Source organism: Martelella alba (assembly GCF_006516955.1).
Taxonomy (GTDB): Bacteria; Pseudomonadota; Alphaproteobacteria; order Rhizobiales; family Rhizobiaceae; genus Martelella; species Martelella alba.
Genome location: NZ_VHLG01000001.1, coordinates 208871 through 227159, shown reverse-complemented (window position 1 = coordinate 227159; position 18289 = coordinate 208871). Strand labels below are relative to the sequence as shown.

Here is an 18289-nt window from a genome sequence, read left to right as displayed (position 1 = left end):
CTTGTTGCCGCGCCCGGCCTTTGCCGCGTTAGCTGCCAACGCGCGGATGGATTGGCAGCGCGCGTTGCGTCGCCTTAGCATACATCTGGTCGAGATAGGGGCGAACCTCGGTGGCCCCCTTGCTCATGGCAGGGCATATGTCGCGCTCGAACCGGGCCGCGGCTTCCGCGATTTCGCCGCGCAGATCATCTTCGCTGATGGCGGTGAGCTTTCGGTCGCGCATGACCACCTTGCCGCCAACGATCGAATGGGTCACCACGTCCGAATTGACCGAGAAGGCAATTTTCTTGATCGGGTCATGCAGCGGCATGAAGCCCCAGTCATTCCTGTCCATCAAGATGATGTCGGCAAGCTTGCCTTCCGCCAGCGTGCCGACGTCGTCCTGCATCAGGCTGGTGCGGGCAGCGGCGGTCGTCGCCATGTTATAGACGTCATGCGCCGAAATCCAGTCGTTGTAATCGAAGCTACCAATCTTGTGCAGACCGGCGGCTACCTTGAAGGCGACAAAGATATCAGCGGTATCGGCAGAGGCGACGCCATCGCAGCCGAGCGCGACATTGACGCCAGCCTTCATCATCTTGCGCACCGGAGACACGCCTGAGCCGAGCTTGAGATTGGCGAGCGGATTGTGGGTGGTCGAGCATCCGGCAGCGCCCATGGTGGCAATGTCGCTGTCGGTCAACCAGATGGCGTGGTTCATCGTCAGGCGATGGGTCATAAGCCCCATATCCTTGAGGAACTCGACCAGCGTGCGGCCATATTTCTCTTGCCCGGTCACGGCCTGCGTCTTGGTTTCCAGAACATGGCAGTGCACGGGCAGATTACGCGCCTCGGACAGGCTGGCGACCTCCTGCAGCAGACGCTCGGAGCAGCGCTGCGGCCCGCAGGGGCCGAGAATGATGCGCATATTGTCTTTGCCGTGCCAGTTCTTCGACAATTCCTCGAACAGTTCGATCTGCGCCTTCCAGTCCGGCGCAGGTGTTGCGTCGAGGCGGGCTTTCAGCTCTGCCGGCACAAGGTTGCCGATGAAGGGCAGGCTGTTGCAATAGCTCTCATCCCACATCGACGCCGTGATCCATCCGCGCAGGCCGACATCGCGAAAGGCCGTTGCCGTTGCATCGACGGCGTCCGGTGTGCCGGAAATGTTGATCACATCGTCCTGCAGCGTGGTGACGCCCGAGCGCAGCGAAATGATCGCCACCAGCATGGCGCGCAGATAATGGTCGCGCCAGGACATCTGGTTTGCATAGAGCGGCGGATAGACTTCCGAGAGCCAGATTTCGAGCGGCAGGTTGTCATAGCGGCCCATCTCGAAGCCTTCATTGGAATGCATATGGGCATCGATGAAGCCGGGCATGACCAGTTTGTCGCTGGCATCGATTGTCTCGAGATCGGCAAAGCCGGCGGCGCGTTCTGAAAGATCGGCACCGCGGGCGACAATCCGGTCACCATCGATCAGCACGTCGCCGCGCGTGAAGGGATGTTCGGGAAGCGACTGGTCGATAACGAGACCGTTCCTGATCAGGATTGCCATTTCATTCTCCATTGCGATGTCTTGATGTGCTGTGTGGCACAAAGCTTGCTTTTATCAAAAGCGGGGATGATTATTGGACCGTCGGGGCGCCTGTGGTGGGCCGCGCGCCGGCATTGTGAAACCCTTTGACGAAAAAGGGAGCATGTCTCATGGCAAATCTTGCCGGCGACCATGGTCTTGATCTGCGCCTGATGCGCATTCTGAATGTTCTCATGGACGAGTGCAGCGTTTCCAAAACCGCCACCATTCTCGGCCAGAGCCAGCCCTCCGTTTCGCTGGCGCTGAAGCGCCTTCGCGAAATTCTCGGCGATCCGCTGCTTGTCAGAAGCGGGGTTAGACTGATCCCGACGGAAAAGGGGCTTCGCATAAGGGGGCAGGTGGCGCGGATCCTTCAGGATATCGATGCGCTCGCCGATAGTGGCGAAAGCTTCGATCCGGCCCGTTACAACAAGCGTTTCCGCGTCTATGCCGCCAATTGTCTTGGCACTTTCTTCATGCCGCGCATTGCCGAACTGGTGCGCCGGGAAGCGCCGATGATGCCGCTTGATTTCTGCTCGATCCCCGAGGAGAGCGAGATTTTCTCCGAGCTGGAAAGCGGCAAGCTCGACCTCGTCATCGGCAACTGGCCGACCCCGCGCGACTATCTGCGTTTCGCCCCGTTGCTGGAAACCGACATCGTGCTGGTGATGCGCAATGATCACCCGCTGGCGGGGCGGCATCGCGTCAGCCTTGAGGACTATCTGACGCTCGATCATCTGTCGCCGACGCCGCATACCAGCCCAGCCATCAGCCCGATCGACGGACAGCTGGCGCAGCTGGATGTGAAGCGCAACATCGCCATGTCGGTTGCCGAATTCACGCTGGTGCCGCATATGCTGGAGCGCACCGACCTCGTCTTCACCAGTTCGCGCCCCTTTGCCGAACAGATGGCACTGTCCGGCCGGTTCACCATCGTGGCGGCGCCTGAAGAACTGGCGAAAATGAGTTTCTACACACTGTGGCATGAACGGTCGCATCTCTCGCCCGGCAATCAGTGGTTCCGAAAATTGCTGCGCCGGGTTGCCCAAGAGATAAGCGAATTCGATACCCTTCCTTCAAGTGAAACTTCGCGTGAACCCATTCGTCTGGACTAATAGACTGTATTAGCCCCAAGACACTTATGGTTTGTCAATTCCTGCCGTTTAATCGTTGCCGGAGAGCGCAGCCAGTGCCTGTCGCCTTGATCTCTCGATCAGCCGCTGTGTCTGGCTTGCCGCGTTCCATGCGCCGGGGTAACCCGATCAAAACAAACAAGGGGAATGATCCACCATGCTGAAGTCTCTCACGAGCATGCTTCTGGCCGGCACGATCGGCCTTTCGGCCGTCAGCGCCTTTGCGGCAGAAGACTATTCCGGTCACACGCTGGTTGTCGGCGTATGGGGCGGCGATATCGAACGTCTGCTGCGCGAAAATGCCGCCGATCCGATTGAAAAGGAAACCGGCGCCAAGGTTGAATTCGTGCTTGGCGGCACGGGCGACCGCATGGCCCGCATCTACGCCGAGAAGGACAATCCGACCATGGATATTGCCTTCCTTAACATGTACGAGGCACCGCAGGCTCTGGCCGATGGTATCGTCAATGCGCCCGATCCGGACAGTGACATGTACAAGAACATCTGGGACGGCATGAATAATGGCTGCTACGCCATGTCTCTGGTTGGTCTCGGCATTGCCTATAACAAGACACTGGTCGACCATCCGCCGGAATGGAAGGACATGTGGGACCCGCAATATAACGGCAAGATCGCCGTTTCGCAGTATCCGGGTTCGGAAGGTGATGGCCTGATCGGCGTTGCCGCCCGCCTTGCCGGTACTGACGAGCATGATCCCGATGCCGCTTTCGCCAAGCTTGAAGAGCTGAAGCCGATCGCCATGACCTACACCAATCTGGACGAGGTCTTTGCGATGATGGATGCCGGCGAAGTTGTCATGGCGCCGATGATCTCGGGCTATGTGCTCTCCGCGCTGAAGGAACATCCCGATATCGGTTTCTCCTTCCCGACCGATCCGGGTCCGGTTCTGGTGCGCGACATGCTCTGCACCGTCAAGAATTCCCCCGAGCCGGAACTGGCCAAGATGTTTGCCGAAAAGGCGCTCGGCGTGAAGAACCAGACAGACTACGCCGAACAGATCTATTTCGGCCCGACCAACAAGAATGTGAAGCTGCCTGAAACGGTTTCTGCCGATGTGATCGACACGCCGGAAGAGGTCGACAGCCTGGTTCAGCTCGACTGGCCTTATGTCATCAGCCAGCGCAGCGACTGGACCCAGCGCTGGAACAAGGACCTTCTCGGCCAGTAATTCCGGCCTGAAAAGTTCCTGAACGGCCCGCCGCGCAGATCCCCCGTGCGGCGGGCGCTCATGCCCAATCTGCTTTTAGATTTTTCGATTGTGATGCCGATGAACAGACGCGCCACGCTTCTTCTGGCTCCGGCCCTCATTCTTTCAGGGGGCGTTTTCCTGCTGCCTTTCCTCTGGCTGGTCGTAACCTCCTTCAAGGTCCGTGGCGAGGGATCGCTGCTGATGGCTGACGGCTTCAGCCTCGCCAATTATGCGCGCCTCATCTCCGACAGCTATTTCGCCGCAGTGTTCTTCCGCACGCTCTGGCTGAGCGCGCTTGCGACCATTCTGTGCCTCATCATCGCATTGCCTGTCGCCCGTCAGATCGCCGTCAGCGCCGGCCGGGCGAAAGGCCTGCTTCTGGCGCTGATCCTCGTGCCGCTCGTCTCCGGCGCGCTGCTGCCATCGCTTGGCATGCTGCATCTTCTCGGTCCGCTTGGTGTGATCAATTCGATCCTGAAGGAAATGGGCCTGATCAGATCGAGCATAAAGTTTCTCGGCACGGTACCCGGCGTCGTCATCGGCCTTGTTCAGGCCTTTCTGCCGCTGATGCTGCTGCCGCTGGTCAATGCGCTGTCGCACCTGCCGAAGGATGTCGAGGCGGCAGCGGCCACGCTTGGCGCGCCGATGCCTGTCATCTGGCGCCGGGTGATCCTGCCGCTGATTGCGCCCGGCGTTGTCGCCGGTTCGGTGCTGGTCTTCTGCGCATCGCTCACCTCCTTTGTCACGCCGCAGATCCTCGGACAGGGCAAGATCGCCACCTTCGGCACCATGGCCTATCAGCAGGCCTCGCTGGTGCTCGACTGGCCGTTTGCCTCGGCGATTGCCGTTGTCATGCTTGCGCTTCTGGCGATCGGTCTCGGCATTGGCTCGGCGCTGACGAAGCTTTTCGCCCGCGAACCTGACCCGGTTTCCGCTGAAACGGGGATAACGGCATGAAAACCTATGGCTTTGCCGTCTCGGCCCGCTTCCTTTGGACCATCCTTGCCTTTATCTTTCTTCTTGCACCGATTGCCGTGCTGATCTTTGCCTCCTTCGATGACGCCAGTTTCTTCCGTTTTCCGCCGAAGGATTATTCGCTGCGCTGGTATCAGGCAGCCATTGAGAGCCGTGAATATAAAAGCGCGCTCACCGTCAGCCTGATCGTCGCCGTGCTGGCGGGTTTCGTTTCGGTCATCTTCGGTGGCCTTGCGGCCTTCGCGCTGGTGCGCTTCAAACCGGCAGGTGGCCGGGTCATCGAGGCGATCTTAATGACGCCGCTGGTGCTGCCGCTGATCGTCTGGGCGATCGCGCTTTTGCAGATCTATTCGAAGCTTGGCATGTCCGGCACGCTTCCGGCGCTGGTGCTCGCGCATGCGGTCATCACCATGCCTTTTACCGTGCGCATCATGGTCTCGACCTTTGCCGATCTCGATCCGCTGCTGGAGCAGGCCGCCGCCACGCTTGGCGCTTCTCCGATGCGGGTGATCGGCCGTATCACTCTGCCGCTCGCCATGCCGGGCCTTGTGTCGTCTGCCGCATTCTCACTGCTGATCTCCTTCAACGATGTCATCGTTTCCTCGCTGATTGCCGGCGCGCGCTGGATCACCTTTCCGGTGCGCCTCTACGCCCAGCTCAGAAGCCAGGGCATTGATCCGATTACGCTGGCAATCGGCTCGGCCATTGTTGCCTTCATTCTCTTTGCCGCGCTGATCGGCGAGTTCCTGTTCAAATGGTCGCGTAGACTGTAAAGAAAGTCATGTAAATGTCTGAAGAATATAAATATATGAAAACCATGCCGCATTTCGTGCGTGACGGTATTCCGCTTTTGACGGGCTTCAAGCGTGACAGGATCGCCCCTTATGTCGTGCTGGCCGTTGCTGATCCGCTGGTGGTCGGCGATGGCGCTGCTGAAGACTCTCTCGCCTCTGCCCTCGACAATGCTGAGCTTGCCGCGAAAACCGGGCTGTTCACTTCGATCACGGGAACCTATGAGGGCACGCCGGTCACCGTTGTTTCCGGCGGTTCCGGTTCGCCGGAAGCGGAACTGGCACTGATGGACCTGTTCAACTTTACCGACTGCAGCACGGTTATCCGCATTGGCGGCTGTGGCGCCTGGAGCCCGAAGGTCGGCGTTGGCGATGTCGTGATCTCCTCCGGCGCGGTGCGCGATGAGGGGATGACCAAGGCCCATGTGCGGGTGGAATATCCGGCGGTCGCTGACTGGCAGGTGGTTGCCGCGATGAAGGCTGCGGCCGATGAGGTTGGTCATCCCTATCATATCGGCATCACCCGCTCGGGCGACAGTGAATATTGCGGCTGGGGCAAGCCGGGGCCGGGCGGCTATCTTCAGGATGATCACAAAGGCATTATCGATTATTGGAGCCGGGCCGGAATCCTGAACACGGACCGTGAAAGTGCGGCGATCCTGACGCTATGCAGCCTTTACGGCCGTCGCGGCGGTGCAGTCTGCTCGGTTGGCGACAATGTCGTGACCGGCGAGCTGCACAAATCCGGTTCCGGCCAGACAGCGGCGATTTCCGTGGGCCTGAAGGCGCTTGCCCGCCTGCACCGGGAGGATGCGAATGGCTGAAAAACACGCGCCGGATCATCTGGTGATCTCCAAGGTGATGAAAAACTATGGCGGACCGGAACCGGCGCTGAAGAGCGTTTCGCTTTCCGTCCGCAAGGGTGAGTTTCTTGCGCTTCTCGGCCCGTCGGGTTGCGGCAAGACCACGCTTTTGAAGATCATTGCCGGACTTGAAAAAGCGACCCAGGGCACGATGGCGCTGGCTGGCGCGGGGTTGGATGCGATCCCGACCTTCAAGCGCGATATCGGCATCGTGTTTCAGTCCTATGCACTGTTTCCGCATATGAGCGTTGATGCGAATATCCGTTTTGGCCTCGATATGCGGGGTATCAAGGGGCAAGAGGCCGATGACCGGGTCGCCGAGGCGCTCGATCTGGTCAAGCTGCACGGACTTTCGGCGCGCATGCCCAACGCGCTTTCCGGTGGTCAGCAGCAGCGCGTCGCGCTTGCCCGTGCATTGGTGATCCGGCCAAAACTTCTGCTTCTCGATGAGCCGCTGTCCAATCTCGATGCGGTGCTGCGCAAGAGCGTGCGCGTCGATATCCGCGAGCTTCACGAGCGCATCGGGCTCACCACGGTCATGGTCACGCATGATCAGGAGGAGGCGATGAGCATGGCCGACCGGGTTGCTGTGATGGCGAACGGTTATGTGTTGCAACATGACAGCCCGCAGACGATTTACGAGCAGCCCGCTTCCGCCTTTGTCGCCACCTTTGTCGGTAATCCGCCGGCGATCCTTCTGCCGGTGGAAAAGGCGCAGGACGGCGGTTTGACGCTTGGAGGGGCAGCCTTCACCCCATCAGCCGCGCTTCGGCACGCCGTTGATGCGGCACCCGGCCGGTCTCTGCTGCTCGGCCTTCGTTCCGACCGTCTGTCCTTTGCCGATGCGGCCGATGACGGAACGGTTTCGGGCGAGGTTCATTCCAGCGAATATATCGGCGGGGCATGGCTCGTGCATGTCGCTCTCGGCGAACATCGCCTCGCGGTGCCATCGCGCGAAAAGCCGCCGCAGTTCGGCGCGCCTGCGCATATTCGCATCGCCGATGCCACACCTCTGCTTTTCGATGCAAAGACCGGACAGAAGCTGGAGGCCGCATGACCAAGGGTGCAGTCTATTGCCTCGGGCCGCTGGTGCTCGACCGTATACTGACGGTCGATGATCTGCCTGGCCATGACGAGAAAGCCTTCATCAAGGAAAAGGACGAACGCGCTGGCGGGCCGCCGCTCAACTGCGCCTTTGCCCTGTCGCGCTTCGGCGAAGATGCCCGCCTCGTTTCCACCATCGGTGATGATGGCGACGGCACCAAGCTGATGCAGTGGCTGGCGGAGAATGACCTTTCGACCGAGGCTGTCGAAGTCGAGGCCGATGCGTCCACTGCCTCGGCGATGATCATCGTTGATCATACCGGCGAAAAGGCGATCCTGATCGACCCGATGCGGATCGAAGCGCTTGAGGCAATCGGAACCAAAGTGGAGCTTCAGCCGGGCGATACCGTCATTGCCAATCTTTTCCACCCCGAAGCTGTTGCGGCGATTTTCGCACGGGCCGAAGCACTTGGCCTGTCGCGGATGATCGATCTCGAGCTGCCGGAAATCGAGCGCTGGGGCTGGGATGCTCTGGAGCGCGTGCTGCCCCGGACCGATATCGCCGTTACCAACAGGCAGATGCTGGAAGCCTGGATGAAGCGCAATTCAGTGAGGGCAGATCTTCAAGACGCCGCCATTACGCTTGCGAAAACACTCGTTGAAAAAGGCGCGGGCCGGGCCATCGTGACGCTTGGGGCCGAAGGGCTGATCGCGTTCGCCGATGGCGCGGTGCAGACGGTCACTGCGCTGAAGGTAACGCCGAAGAACACCACTGGCGCCGGCGATGTCTTTCTCGCCGGCCTTGCAACCGCGCTGCGCCGCGGAAGCGCTTTCGAGAGGGCCCTGCGACAGGCGACGGCCTGTTCCGCCCATTTTCTCGAAACCGGAAAATGTGAATATGACAAGGCAGCCGAGCGGCTGCGCGACAGGGAGAATGCAGTATCATGAGTGCGGATATGGCCCAGAAAATCGAAGCGGTACTGGCCGCCGCCTGCGTTGGCGATGCGCTGGGTGCTGCGACGGAATGCATGTATCCGGCGCTGATCAATGAGGTCTTTGGCGGTCCGGTCGTGACCTATCGCCAACCGCCGGAACATGCGCCCTTCGCCAAGGGCCTGGCGCCGGGACGGCTGACCGATGATGCAACACAGATGCTGGCCATGGCCCGGCGACTGATCGCGCTTGACCGGCCGGCCGGTCCCGACGATGCGATTGCCGGCTTCATCGACTGGTCGAATGATGAGGAAATGTTCCAGCGTTTCGCTGGTCCGACGACCCGCATCGCGGTGGAAGCCATGCGTGCGGGTGCAAGGGCTGAAGATGTTGCTACACCCGCCGCCTATTCCTGCATGTTCGGCACCTCCAATGGCGGCGCCATGCGCGCGCCAACCGCTGGCAGTGCGGCTGCGGGCAATCTGGAGGCGGCGGTGCGGCTGGCCTGCCTGCTTTCCGCCCCCACCCACAATACCCAGATCGCTTTTTCGGGTGCTTCGGCCGTTGCCGGTGCGATCGCCGTCGGGCTTGCTGAAGATCGCAGCATGTCGCTGGAGGATGCAGCGCTTGAAGGGGCCCGGCTTGGCGAGGCGGAAGCTGTGAAAACCGGCCGCATCGTCGGCGGAACCGGTGTGATCCGCCGCATTGAACTCGCCTTCGAAATCGCCGAACGTTATGCGGGAGACATGGAGGCGGCGCGCACCGAACTGACCGAAGTGGTTGGCAATGGTGTCGCAATGGCCGAGGCCGTGCCGCATGCCTTCGGTCTGGTCAAGGCTGCCAACGGTTCGGCCTGGGACGCGATCGTTGCCGCCGTCAATGGCGGCAATGACAGTGACACGATTGCGATGATCGCCGGTTCGGTTGCTGCAGCGTGGAATGGGGCAGCGGACATTCCGGACGGACTGATTGCCGAAGCTGTCGCCATCAACGGGCTTGATCTTGCCGCCGTTGCCGCAGGGCTTAGCGCCTATAATGCACGCTTTGCCAAGGGAGCCTGAAATGAAACGCTACTGGATGGAGCTTTCAAGCCCCGAACATGCGGTGCTGCCGGACAATACGCTGGCAATTTTGCCGGTCGCCGCCGTCGAACAGCATGGGCCGCATCTGCCGGTCGGAACCGATTGCCTGATCAATAATGGCATCATTGCCGCCATGCTGGAAAAGCTCGGGGATGACGTGCCCGCCGTGGTGCTGCCGCTGCAGCCGGTCGGGGCCTCGCAGGAACATCTCGATTATGCCGGTTCGCTGGCGCATCCGGCACCCGATCTGATGCAATCCTGGACGCGAATCCTGGACTGTGCGGTACGCTCCACCGGTCTGAAACGCCTGCTGATCTTCAACAGCCATGGCGGCCAGTCCGGCCTGCTGTCGGTCGTGGCGCTGGATCAGCGGGTCCGTCACAATATCCTCGCCGCCTATGCGACATGGTTCGACAGCGGCTATCCGGAAGGCCTGTTCACCGATCACGAGATCAGTACCGGCTTCCATGGCGGCGATATCGAGACATCGATGATGCTGGCGCTGCATCCCGAGCTCGTGGCGATGGACAGGGCGGAGGATTTCCGTTCAGCTGTCGATGAGATCGAGGGCAAGACGGCGCAGCTATCCGCCAATCCCGGTGGCGGCCGCGTCGGCGGGCTTGGCTGGAAGGCACAGGATCTGCACCCCGATGGCGTCACCGGCGATGCAAGCCGGGCAACAGCTGAAAAGGGCAGGGTACTTCTCGACCACGCGGCCACAGCTCTAGCCGCGCTGGTGAAGGATCTCACCATCGTTGAAATGCCTGATGGCAACTGGCCGCCAGCGCAATATCGCGCCTGACAATCGCAAGACTTGCATTTCAAGCGCGCGGGGTGGATAAGCCGGGTTCATCCCCTCAAATGCGACGATATGAAGAACAGGACGACATGGCAGGCACGAATAGCGAGCTTGAACTGATCACCGAGGGACCGGTGGTCATTCTGGTCAATCCGCAGCTCGGCGAGAATATCGGCATGGTGGCCCGCGCCATGGCCAATTTCGGTCTTTGGGAATTGCGTCTGGTTGAACCGCGCGACGGCTGGCCATCCGATACGGCCCGCGCTGCCGCGTCCAAGGCCGATCATGTCATCGACAATACCAAGGTCTATGACCGGCTTGAAGACGCGATTGCCGATCTCAATTTCGTCTATGCGACAACGGCGAGGTCGCGCGATGGTTTCAAGCCGGTGCGCGCGCCGACGGTTGCAACGCAGACATTGCGCCAACGCTTTGCCAAGGGCGAGCGCACTGGCATCCTGTTCGGCCGTGAGCGCTGGGGCCTTTCCAATGAGGAAGTGGCGCTGGCTGACGAGATCGTCACCTTTCCGGTCAATCCCGCCTTTGCCTCTCTCAATATTGCCCAGGCCGTGCTGCTGATGTCCTATGAATGGATGAAATCCGGCATGGAAGACGAGAGCGCCACCGCCTTTGCGCCGCTTGAACAGACGCCTGCCACCAAGCACGATCTGTTCGGCCTGTTCGGCCATCTGGAAGAGGCACTGGATGCACGTGGCTATTTCCGTCCCGAAGACAAGAAGCCGAAGATGATCGACAATCTGCGCGCGGTGTTTACCCGTCGCGAGATGTCGCTGCAGGAGGTCAACCTTATCCGCGGCGTGATTTCCTCACTCGACAGGTTTACCCGCAAATCACCGCGCGGCAATCCGCCATCGGAGGACTGAGATGAGCGCAGAGCGTGTCGCACGGCCGGTTCTGATCTTCGATTCAGGCATTGGCGGTCTTACCGTTCTGCGCGAAGCGCGCGTGCAGATGCCGGAACGGCGCTTCGTCTATGTCGCCGACAATGCCGGGTTTCCCTATGGCGACTGGGAAGAGGCTCCGCTGCTCGATCATATCGTCACCTTGTTCAAGCGCCTCCTGGATGAGATCCGTCCGGAAGCGGTGGTGATCGCCTGCAACACCGCCTTCACGCTCGCCGGTGAGGCATTGCGCGCGCGTTTTCCTGATACGCCTTTCATCGGCACTGTTCCGGCGATCAAGCCTGCTGCCGAGCGCACGCGGTCCGGACTGATCACGGTGCTGGCGACGCCGGGAACCGTCTCGCGCGAATATACCCGCGCGCTGATTGATCGCTATGCCGCAGGCTGTATGGTTACGCTGATCGGCTCCAAGCCGCTTGCCGCCATGGCGGAGGCGCATATTCGCGGTGAGCTGGTCGATGAGAACGCGCTAAAGGCCGAGGTGCTGCCCTGCTTTCAGAGCAATGAAACGGGCCGCACCGATATCATCGTGCTGGCCTGCACCCATTACCCTTTTCTCGCCAATGAATTCCGACGGTTGGCGCCGTGGCCGGTCGACTGGATCGATCCGGCCGAGGCCATCGCCCGCCAGGCGCGACGGGTGCTTGCGGCCGCTGACTGGCCCTCCGAACCGTCCCACAATCATGACGTCACGCTTTTCACCAATCCTGCCATCAGCCCGCAAACGCGACGGCTGTTGCATGGTTTCGGCCTTGATCTCAACGTGCCGTGATCAGGCCGACGGCAGACCCGGAATTTCAATTCCGAAGGTCTGCGCCAGAAGCACGAAATTCAGCGACAGAACCGCGACTGCCCCGAGGATTGCCAGCGCATCGATCAGCTTGCTGTTGGCGTAAGTGCCCATCAGGTCGCGACGGCGGGTGAAGATCACCAGCGCGATCATCGGAACTGGCAGCGAGATCGACAGGATGATCTGACTGACCACCAGCGCCTGCGTTGCATTGACACCGAGCGCGACGACAATGAAGGCAGGTGCCATGGTGATGAGGCGGCGCAGCCAGATCGGGATGCGGAAGCCGACGAAGCCCTGCATGATCATCTGCCCGGCCATGGTGCCGACCACCGAAGACGAGATGCCGGACGCGATAAGCGACACGAGGAATGCAGCCGCAGCAAAGCCACCGAGCAGCGGAGTCAGCATGTGATAGGCGGTCTCGATTTCGGCAACGTCGGAATGGCCCTGATGGAAGGCACTTGCCGCCATCATCACCATAGCCATGTTAACCACACCTGCGAGCGCCAGGGCGATCACAACTTCGCGGTTGGAAAAGCGCAGCAGGCGGCGCCGGTTATGCTCGTTGTCGATGTGAAAGCGATGTTGGGTCAGGCCGGAATGAAGATAGACGGCATGCGGCATAACGGTGGCACCGATGATGCCGACCGCGATTGCAAGCGCCGTCGCATCCGGGATTTCGGGTGACACCATATGGGTCGCAGCCTCGCCCCAGGCAATCGGCGCAATGAAGAGCTCGACCACGTAGCAAAGGCTGATCACCGCGATCAGTGCGCCGATGATCAGTTCCATCGGCCGGTAACCGCGGCCTTCGAAAATCAAAATGCCATAGGTGACAATGGCGGTGACGCCCATGCCTGCCATCAGCGGCATGTTAAACAGCAGGGCAAGACCGATGGCGCCGCCGAGAAATTCGGCAAGATCGGTCGCCATGGCAGCAATTTCGCTGACGATCCACATAAGGATCACCACCGGTTTGGAAAACTCATCGCGGCACATTTCCGCAAGGTTCTTGCCGGTGACAATACCGAGCTTGGCCGACAGGGCCTGAAACAGCATGGCGATCAGATTGGCGACGAGCACGACCCAGAGCAGCGTGTAACCATAACCGGCGCCAGCCTGAATATTGGTCGCGTAATTGCCGGGATCGACATAGGCGATCGAAGCGATCACCGCCGGTCCGGCAAAGAGAAGCGCCGAGCGCGGACGCACCCGGCCTGCGGCCATTACCGCGTTGATCTTGGCTGTATTTCGTTCTGTGAGGGAAGGGCGTCTATTGCTCAAATCAGTCATCTTTTCCGCCGGGAGGGTGCGAAACTAACATTCGTTTGAGATTGAATATAGCCTTGGCTACATTTTTGTCAACGAGGCTCATTCCACGGAATTTCGGCAATTTTCGCGACCAAATTGTCAAGCCTGCGATCAATGTGTTATGTCGCGTTCTAAAGTGTAGCCGGTGCTATCAATTTCCTCCGGCCATGTTTTGTTTTCGGGAGAGAGCGATGGAAGACAACAGCGAATCGGCTGAAAACTGTGCAGCAGAAGCGGACCGCTTTTCGCAGGCCCGCAACCAGCGCTCGCTGGCGCTTCTGGAAGATTACACAGAGTTGATTGCCGATTTGATCGCCGAGCATGGCGAGGCGAGGATTACCGACATTGCCCGGCATATGGGGGTCGCCCACCCGACCGCGACCAAGGCGATCGGGCGGCTGAAGCGTGAGGGGCTCGCCACCTCACGGCCTTATCGCGGCGTGTTCCTGACGGCGGAGGGGGAGGCCATGGCGGTCAAGGCGCGGGAGCGCCACCGGATCGTGCTGGAGCTCCTGCTGGCGATCGGCGTTCCCGCCGATGCCGCTGAGCTCGATGCCGAGGGTATCGAGCATCACGTCTCGGAAGAAACGCTGTCTGCCTTTGCCCGTTTTATCGCGCGGACATCTTGATCTAACGCCAGAAGGGTTTGTCGGCCTCGGCCCGGGCGTCGCGCCGGCTGACACCGATATCCTTGAGCAGATAATCTTCCAGATCGCTAAGCTGGCGTCGTTGCCGGCGCCGCCTGCGGGCCTTGCGATACAGGTTCCATGCGCGGCCGATCCATCGGCCCGGCCTGCTGACATCCTTGTCCTGCGTGGAAATCACATCTTCACCGATCGTCGTCATCGTCTGCCTCCATGGCTGGTTTCGCCAATCGCAATAGCGGCTTGATGGACGATGATGTTTCGACCGGCATCGAAGCTTTGTCTGCTGACGCCGCTGGCTGCCGGTGATAATCTCCGCTGATGATCAATCAGATTTCCGGCAATTCGCTCGCTTCTGTCGCTGCCTTGATCGGCGACGTCGCCAGAGCCAATATTCTGTCTGCGCTGATGGGCGGCAAGGCGCTGACGGCTGGTGAACTTGCGTCACTCGCTGATGTGACACCGCAGACGGCCAGCAGCCATCTGGCAAAGCTGGTCGATGGCCATCTGGTCAGCGTTGAAAAGCAGGGGCGTCACCGTTATTTCCGGCTGGCCTCCGCTGACGTCGCCGAGCTGATCGAGACATTGTCCGCGGTTGCAGCAACCGGGCCTCAGCGACATCGCCCGACCGGCCCGAAAGATCTTGCGATGCGCAAGGCGCGGACCTGTTACGATCACATGGCTGGCAGCATTGCCGTCGCCCTTGCCGACCGGCTGATCGATAGCGGTGATCTGGTGATTGCCGACGGGGCAGGCATGGTGACCGATCAGGGGCGTGCGACCTTCCACTGCTTCGGCATTGATGTTGATGACGCCCGGCAGTCGCGCCGCGCGCTGTGCCGCACCTGTCTCGACTGGAGCGAGCGGCGGTATCACCTCGGCGGTTGGCTTGGCGCGTCGATCCTGACGAAAAGTCTCGAACTGGGCTGGATGCGCCGTCAAGAAAGCGGCCGCACACTGGTGCTGACCCGCAAGGGGCAGGCGGGCTTCGGCAAGGCCTTCGATCTCAGCGGCAAAGTGCTTGACCTCGATGCCGGATGAGCGATAACCCAATCGGAAAATGCGCTGGGGAAAACCTGCCGGACCGCGTCTGGCCGGGCCATTAAACTGGTAAAAAGAACCAACCCGCACGAATGAAGGTATAGGTAAATTGCAGATCAATATCGATATGGGAACGACGTCCACCGGCGAAGTGGCCGAACTCGATATCGAGGAACTGCTGGCGACGCGTCTTCTGGTTCAGGGCAATTCCGGTTCCGGGAAATCGCATCTCTTGCGTCGCCTGCTGGAACAGTCAGCCAAATGGGTGCAGCAGGTCGTGATCGACCCGGAAGGCGATTTCGTGACGCTCGCCGACAAGTTCGGTCATGTTGTTGTTGACGCCGATCGCAGCGAAGGCGAGCTGATCGGTATTGCCAACCGCATCCGTCAACACCGCGTCTCCTGCGTGTTGACGCTGGAGGGGTTGGAAATCGACGACCAGATGCGGGCGGCTTCCACCTTTCTCAATGCGCTGTTCGATGCCGATCGTGAACACTGGTATCCAATCCTCGTCGTCGTCGACGAAGCGCAGATGTTTGCGCCCGCCGCTGGTGGCGAGGTTGCCGAAGACGCCCGGCGAGCATCTCTTGGCGCGATGACCAATCTCATGTGTCGCGGCCGCAAGCGCGGCCTGGCGGGCGTTATCGCAACCCAGCGTCTTGCCAAACTGGCCAAGAATGTCGCGGCCGAGGCCTCCAACTTCCTTATGGGGCGTACTTTCCTTGATATCGACATGGCGCGCGCGGCTGACTTGCTCGGCATGGATCGGCGCCAGGCAGAGCAGTTTCGCGATCTGAAGCGCGGCAATTTTGTCGCTCTCGGCCCGGCCATGTCGCGCCGGCCGCTGAAGGTGGTGATCGGGACAGTCGAAACATCGGCCCGCTCGTCCAGCCCGAAGTTGATGCCGCTGCCCGACAAGCCGGAAGATATCGAAGACCTGATCATGACGCCGGATCCGGATGACCTGACCCGGCCTGCCATGCCACGCAGCCGCCCGGTCCACACCGTGCGGCCGATGCCTGATCTGATGGAAGAACTCGCCCGTGCGGGTGAAAATGGGGGGCATAGCGAGGAAGTGGAGCACCGCCGAAGCCGCGCCCCGGCCATGAGTGCCGAGGAGAAGGAGGCCTGGATCGCTGCGACCATGGCTGAAATTGCCTCTGATCCACAATCAGCTTTCCGTTCTGATTCAGTACTCTATCAGGATTTCTTGATGCGTGGTCGCATGAAGCGGATCGCCGGCGCACCGCTTTCCATGTCTGAATTCCGGCTGAAGCTCGCCATTGGCCGCTCAGGTGTTGATGATGCGATGGCCGAAAGCGAGGCCTGGCAGATGGCGCTTGGTCTTGCCAGCCGCGTCACGGATGATCTTGCCGGCGTCTTTCTCATGCTGGCCAAGACTGCACTTGGCGGCGAGCCATGTCCCTCCGACGCACGGATTGCCCAGGCCTATGGCACGCATTCCACGCGGCGCGCGCGCCGGTTCCTCGATTATTTCGAGGAACAGGGACTGATCGTGCTGCACAGCGATTTTTCGGGCAAACGGATCGTCGCCTTCCCGGATTTCGATGCGCAGACAGCGCCGGGCGATGCCGATGCACCGCTTGCCATAGCCGAAGGCCGCGACGCGGCAGAATAGGTCGCAGCGGCGCGCAGGAGGCATCTTCGCGCTTTCGGCGAGAATGCGACCGTCGGCCTTTCGCCAGACCGATATTCTAGTGGTGCGTTGCCTGCTGTTTCAGGGTTGCCAGAACGAAGAGCCTGAGCGCTGAAGAGAGGTTCATCTCGGCCGGTCGATCATCGTCCACCTCGCGCAGAAGTGCGGCGAGGGCAATATCACGCTTGGCGGCGATGATTTTCAGTTCGTCAAAAAAGGCGTCTTCGAGGGAAAAGCTGGTCTTGTGGCCGTGCAGGCTCACAGAGTGCTTGCGAATCAATCCGTTTCATCTCCAGGATTGCGCTCGATCCGCCCCTGATCGAGTTTCTTTTCAAACATTGAGCGCTCGGCTTCTTCCAGCGAACGCTCGGACTTGCTTCGCCCGTGGAGCCGCCTGTTCTCCTCAGCCTTGCGGCTGTCATCCTCACGCTGGCGGCGCTTTTTGAACTGGCGAAGATTGACGATATCAGCACTCATGCAACACTCCTGTTCCGGCCTTAAGGCCGGGCTTCAAGGATCAGTGTTTCTTGCGAAATGCATCCAGCGACACGACAGACGAACCGTCATCATCGCTCGTCGGCGGCGGCTGATCATCATTGTCGTCATCGCTGACGGGCTGGCCTTCGGGATCATCGACATCAAGGGCTGCAACGTCGAATTCCAGTTCGAAATTGACGGAAGGATCGTAGAAACCGACGATGGCGTTGAAGGGGATCACCAGCCTTTCCGGCTTGTCGGAAAAGGACAGGCCGATCTCGAACTGGCTCTCGGTTACCTTGAGATCCCAGAACTGGTGCTGGATGACGATGGTCATCTGCTGGCTGTATTTTTCCTTCAGGAATTGCGAGATCCGCACACCGGGTGCGCCGGTCAGGAAGGTGATGAAGAAGTGATGTTCACCGGGAAGTCTTCCCGCTGCTGCAACTTCTGACAGGACCTTGCGGATGACACCGCGCAAGGCATCCTGCGCCAGAATATCGTAGCGAATGTGGTCCTGAGCCATACTGTCCTTCCCGCTTTCAAAACTCGGTTCTAGCTAAAGCCTATATCGACAATAAGCCAGTGCGTCAAAACCCTTTGGCGGATGATTATCGGCAATTATGTGTATGGAATATGTTCAAATTTCGGTGGAGGCTTCTGTTGCCAGGTGCCTCCGGACCCCGCCTTACAGTGCTACCCGCAAGGACTTAAATTGGGTTTCTGGAACCGCCATTAGGCAGCTACAGCGTAACCCTGAGCATTGTTGTCATTTGCAACTACTCTAGTGACCCGATAACGGTGGTATCATGCCGGGCAAAAGGTCAATCTTTACACTCTTGTCGATCCTATTTCGCCCCCATCATAACAAGGCCCTACCGCCTGGTTATGGTGGAGGCGCCGGGTACCGCCCCCGGGTCCAATAAGCTTATTACATTGCCGTTTATCACCATAGCCGGTCAAGCCGGCAGGTTTCATATAAGGCTTTCAGAACCTTTCGCAAAGGGGGGCAGGACGATTTTCCCATTTGCCTGTGGATCAGCTACGGGTCATTTCCTGTG

Annotated in this window: 20 protein-coding genes and 1 other RNA gene; 14 read left to right on the top strand and 7 right to left on the bottom strand. The window is 60.0% G+C overall.

Going from position 1 to position 18289, the window contains the following annotated elements; all coding sequences use genetic code 11:
• Nucleotides 1-28: 28 nt before the first annotated feature.
• Nucleotides 29-1534 (bottom strand): amidohydrolase family protein, encoded by a 1506-nt coding sequence (locus FJU08_RS01085; protein ID WP_141147126.1) that lies wholly within the window; start codon nucleotides 1532-1534, stop codon nucleotides 29-31.
• Nucleotides 1535-1683: 149 nt separating this feature from the next.
• Between FJU08_RS01085 and FJU08_RS01080 the strand changes: the two genes are divergently transcribed.
• The 11 genes from FJU08_RS01080 (at nucleotide 1684) to murI (ending at nucleotide 12077) form a co-directional block, all read left to right on the top strand.
• On the top strand, nucleotides 1684-2667 hold the full coding sequence (locus FJU08_RS01080; protein ID WP_235890533.1) for a LysR family transcriptional regulator: 984 nt from the start codon (nucleotides 1684-1686) through the stop codon (nucleotides 2665-2667).
• A 175-nt stretch (nucleotides 2668-2842) separates the two neighbouring features.
• On the top strand, nucleotides 2843-3874 hold the full coding sequence (locus tag FJU08_RS01075; protein ID WP_141147125.1) for an extracellular solute-binding protein: 1032 nt from the start codon (nucleotides 2843-2845) through the stop codon (nucleotides 3872-3874).
• Between the two features lie 99 nt (nucleotides 3875-3973).
• A complete protein-coding gene (locus FJU08_RS01070; RefSeq protein WP_181409705.1) occupies nucleotides 3974-4852 on the top strand; it encodes an ABC transporter permease in 879 nt (292 codons plus the stop codon).
• A complete protein-coding gene (locus FJU08_RS01065) occupies nucleotides 4849-5643 on the top strand; it encodes an ABC transporter permease (protein WP_141147123.1) in 795 nt (264 codons plus the stop codon). Before FJU08_RS01070 ends, FJU08_RS01065 begins: the two co-directional genes overlap by 4 nt.
• Before the next feature lie 14 nt (nucleotides 5644-5657).
• Nucleotides 5658-6485 (top strand): nucleoside phosphorylase, encoded by an 828-nt coding sequence (locus FJU08_RS01060; RefSeq protein WP_141147122.1) that lies wholly within the window; start codon nucleotides 5658-5660, stop codon nucleotides 6483-6485.
• A complete protein-coding gene (locus FJU08_RS01055; RefSeq protein WP_181409704.1) occupies nucleotides 6478-7581 on the top strand; it encodes an ABC transporter ATP-binding protein in 1104 nt (367 codons plus the stop codon). The genes FJU08_RS01060 and FJU08_RS01055 overlap by 8 nt, the downstream gene beginning before the upstream one ends.
• On the top strand, nucleotides 7578-8516 hold the full coding sequence (locus tag FJU08_RS01050; RefSeq protein WP_181409703.1) for a carbohydrate kinase family protein: 939 nt from the start codon (nucleotides 7578-7580) through the stop codon (nucleotides 8514-8516). Before FJU08_RS01055 ends, FJU08_RS01050 begins: the two co-directional genes overlap by 4 nt.
• Nucleotides 8513-9562 (top strand): ADP-ribosylglycohydrolase family protein, encoded by a 1050-nt coding sequence (locus tag FJU08_RS01045; RefSeq protein WP_141147119.1) that lies wholly within the window; start codon nucleotides 8513-8515, stop codon nucleotides 9560-9562. The genes FJU08_RS01050 and FJU08_RS01045 overlap by 4 nt, the downstream gene beginning before the upstream one ends.
• A gap of 1 nt (nucleotide 9563) precedes the next feature.
• A complete protein-coding gene (locus FJU08_RS01040; RefSeq protein ID WP_181409702.1) occupies nucleotides 9564-10385 on the top strand; it encodes a creatininase family protein in 822 nt (273 codons plus the stop codon).
• An 86-nt stretch (nucleotides 10386-10471) separates the two neighbouring features.
• On the top strand, nucleotides 10472-11266 hold the full coding sequence (locus FJU08_RS01035; protein WP_141147117.1) for an RNA methyltransferase: 795 nt from the start codon (nucleotides 10472-10474) through the stop codon (nucleotides 11264-11266).
• A 1-nt stretch (nucleotide 11267) separates the two neighbouring features.
• The gene (murI, locus tag FJU08_RS01030; protein WP_141147116.1) at nucleotides 11268-12077 is read left to right on the top strand and encodes a glutamate racemase; all 810 of its coding nucleotides are present in this window, start codon (nucleotides 11268-11270) and stop codon (nucleotides 12075-12077) included.
• Here the strand turns inward: murI and FJU08_RS01025 are convergent, their stop codons facing one another.
• Nucleotides 12078-13391 (bottom strand): Nramp family divalent metal transporter, encoded by a 1314-nt coding sequence (locus FJU08_RS01025; RefSeq protein ID WP_141147115.1) that lies wholly within the window; start codon nucleotides 13389-13391, stop codon nucleotides 12078-12080. It lies immediately after the preceding gene.
• A gap of 209 nt (nucleotides 13392-13600) precedes the next feature.
• Here FJU08_RS01025 and mntR point away from each other — a divergent pair, with 209 nt between their 5' ends.
• Nucleotides 13601-14038, top strand: coding sequence for a manganese-binding transcriptional regulator MntR (mntR, locus tag FJU08_RS01020; RefSeq protein WP_141147114.1), 438 nt, complete (start codon nucleotides 13601-13603; stop codon nucleotides 14036-14038).
• Nucleotide 14039: 1 nt separating this feature from the next.
• Here the strand turns inward: mntR and FJU08_RS01015 are convergent, their stop codons facing one another.
• A complete protein-coding gene (locus FJU08_RS01015) occupies nucleotides 14040-14255 on the bottom strand; it encodes a DUF1127 domain-containing protein (protein WP_141147113.1) in 216 nt (71 codons plus the stop codon).
• A gap of 119 nt (nucleotides 14256-14374) precedes the next feature.
• On the opposite strand from FJU08_RS01015, the gene FJU08_RS01010 reads away from it, so the two are divergent.
• A complete protein-coding gene (locus tag FJU08_RS01010; RefSeq protein WP_141147112.1) occupies nucleotides 14375-15094 on the top strand; it encodes an ArsR/SmtB family transcription factor in 720 nt (239 codons plus the stop codon).
• A gap of 109 nt (nucleotides 15095-15203) precedes the next feature.
• Nucleotides 15204-16733, top strand: a complete 1530-nt coding sequence (locus FJU08_RS01005; protein ID WP_141147111.1) for a helicase HerA domain-containing protein — start codon at nucleotides 15204-15206, stop codon at nucleotides 16731-16733.
• Nucleotides 16734-16809: 76 nt separating this feature from the next.
• Here FJU08_RS01005 and FJU08_RS01000 read toward each other — a convergent pair whose 3' ends face one another.
• The 4 genes from FJU08_RS01000 to ssrA all read right to left on the bottom strand — a co-directional run bounded on the left by FJU08_RS01000 (nucleotide 16810) and on the right by ssrA (nucleotide 18236).
• Entirely contained in the window at nucleotides 16810-17031 is a 222-nt protein-coding gene (locus FJU08_RS01000; protein WP_141147110.1) for a ribbon-helix-helix domain-containing protein, read from the bottom strand.
• The gene (locus tag FJU08_RS00995; RefSeq protein ID WP_141147109.1) at nucleotides 17028-17228 is read right to left on the bottom strand and encodes a DUF4169 family protein; all 201 of its coding nucleotides are present in this window, start codon (nucleotides 17226-17228) and stop codon (nucleotides 17028-17030) included. The genes FJU08_RS01000 and FJU08_RS00995 overlap by 4 nt, the downstream gene beginning before the upstream one ends.
• 40 nt (nucleotides 17229-17268) lie before the next feature.
• Nucleotides 17269-17754 (bottom strand): SspB family protein, encoded by a 486-nt coding sequence (locus tag FJU08_RS00990; RefSeq protein WP_141147108.1) that lies wholly within the window; start codon nucleotides 17752-17754, stop codon nucleotides 17269-17271.
• A gap of 123 nt (nucleotides 17755-17877) precedes the next feature.
• Nucleotides 17878-18236, bottom strand: a transfer-messenger RNA (tmRNA) gene (gene ssrA, locus FJU08_RS00985).
• Between the last annotated feature and the right edge of the window lie 53 nt (nucleotides 18237-18289).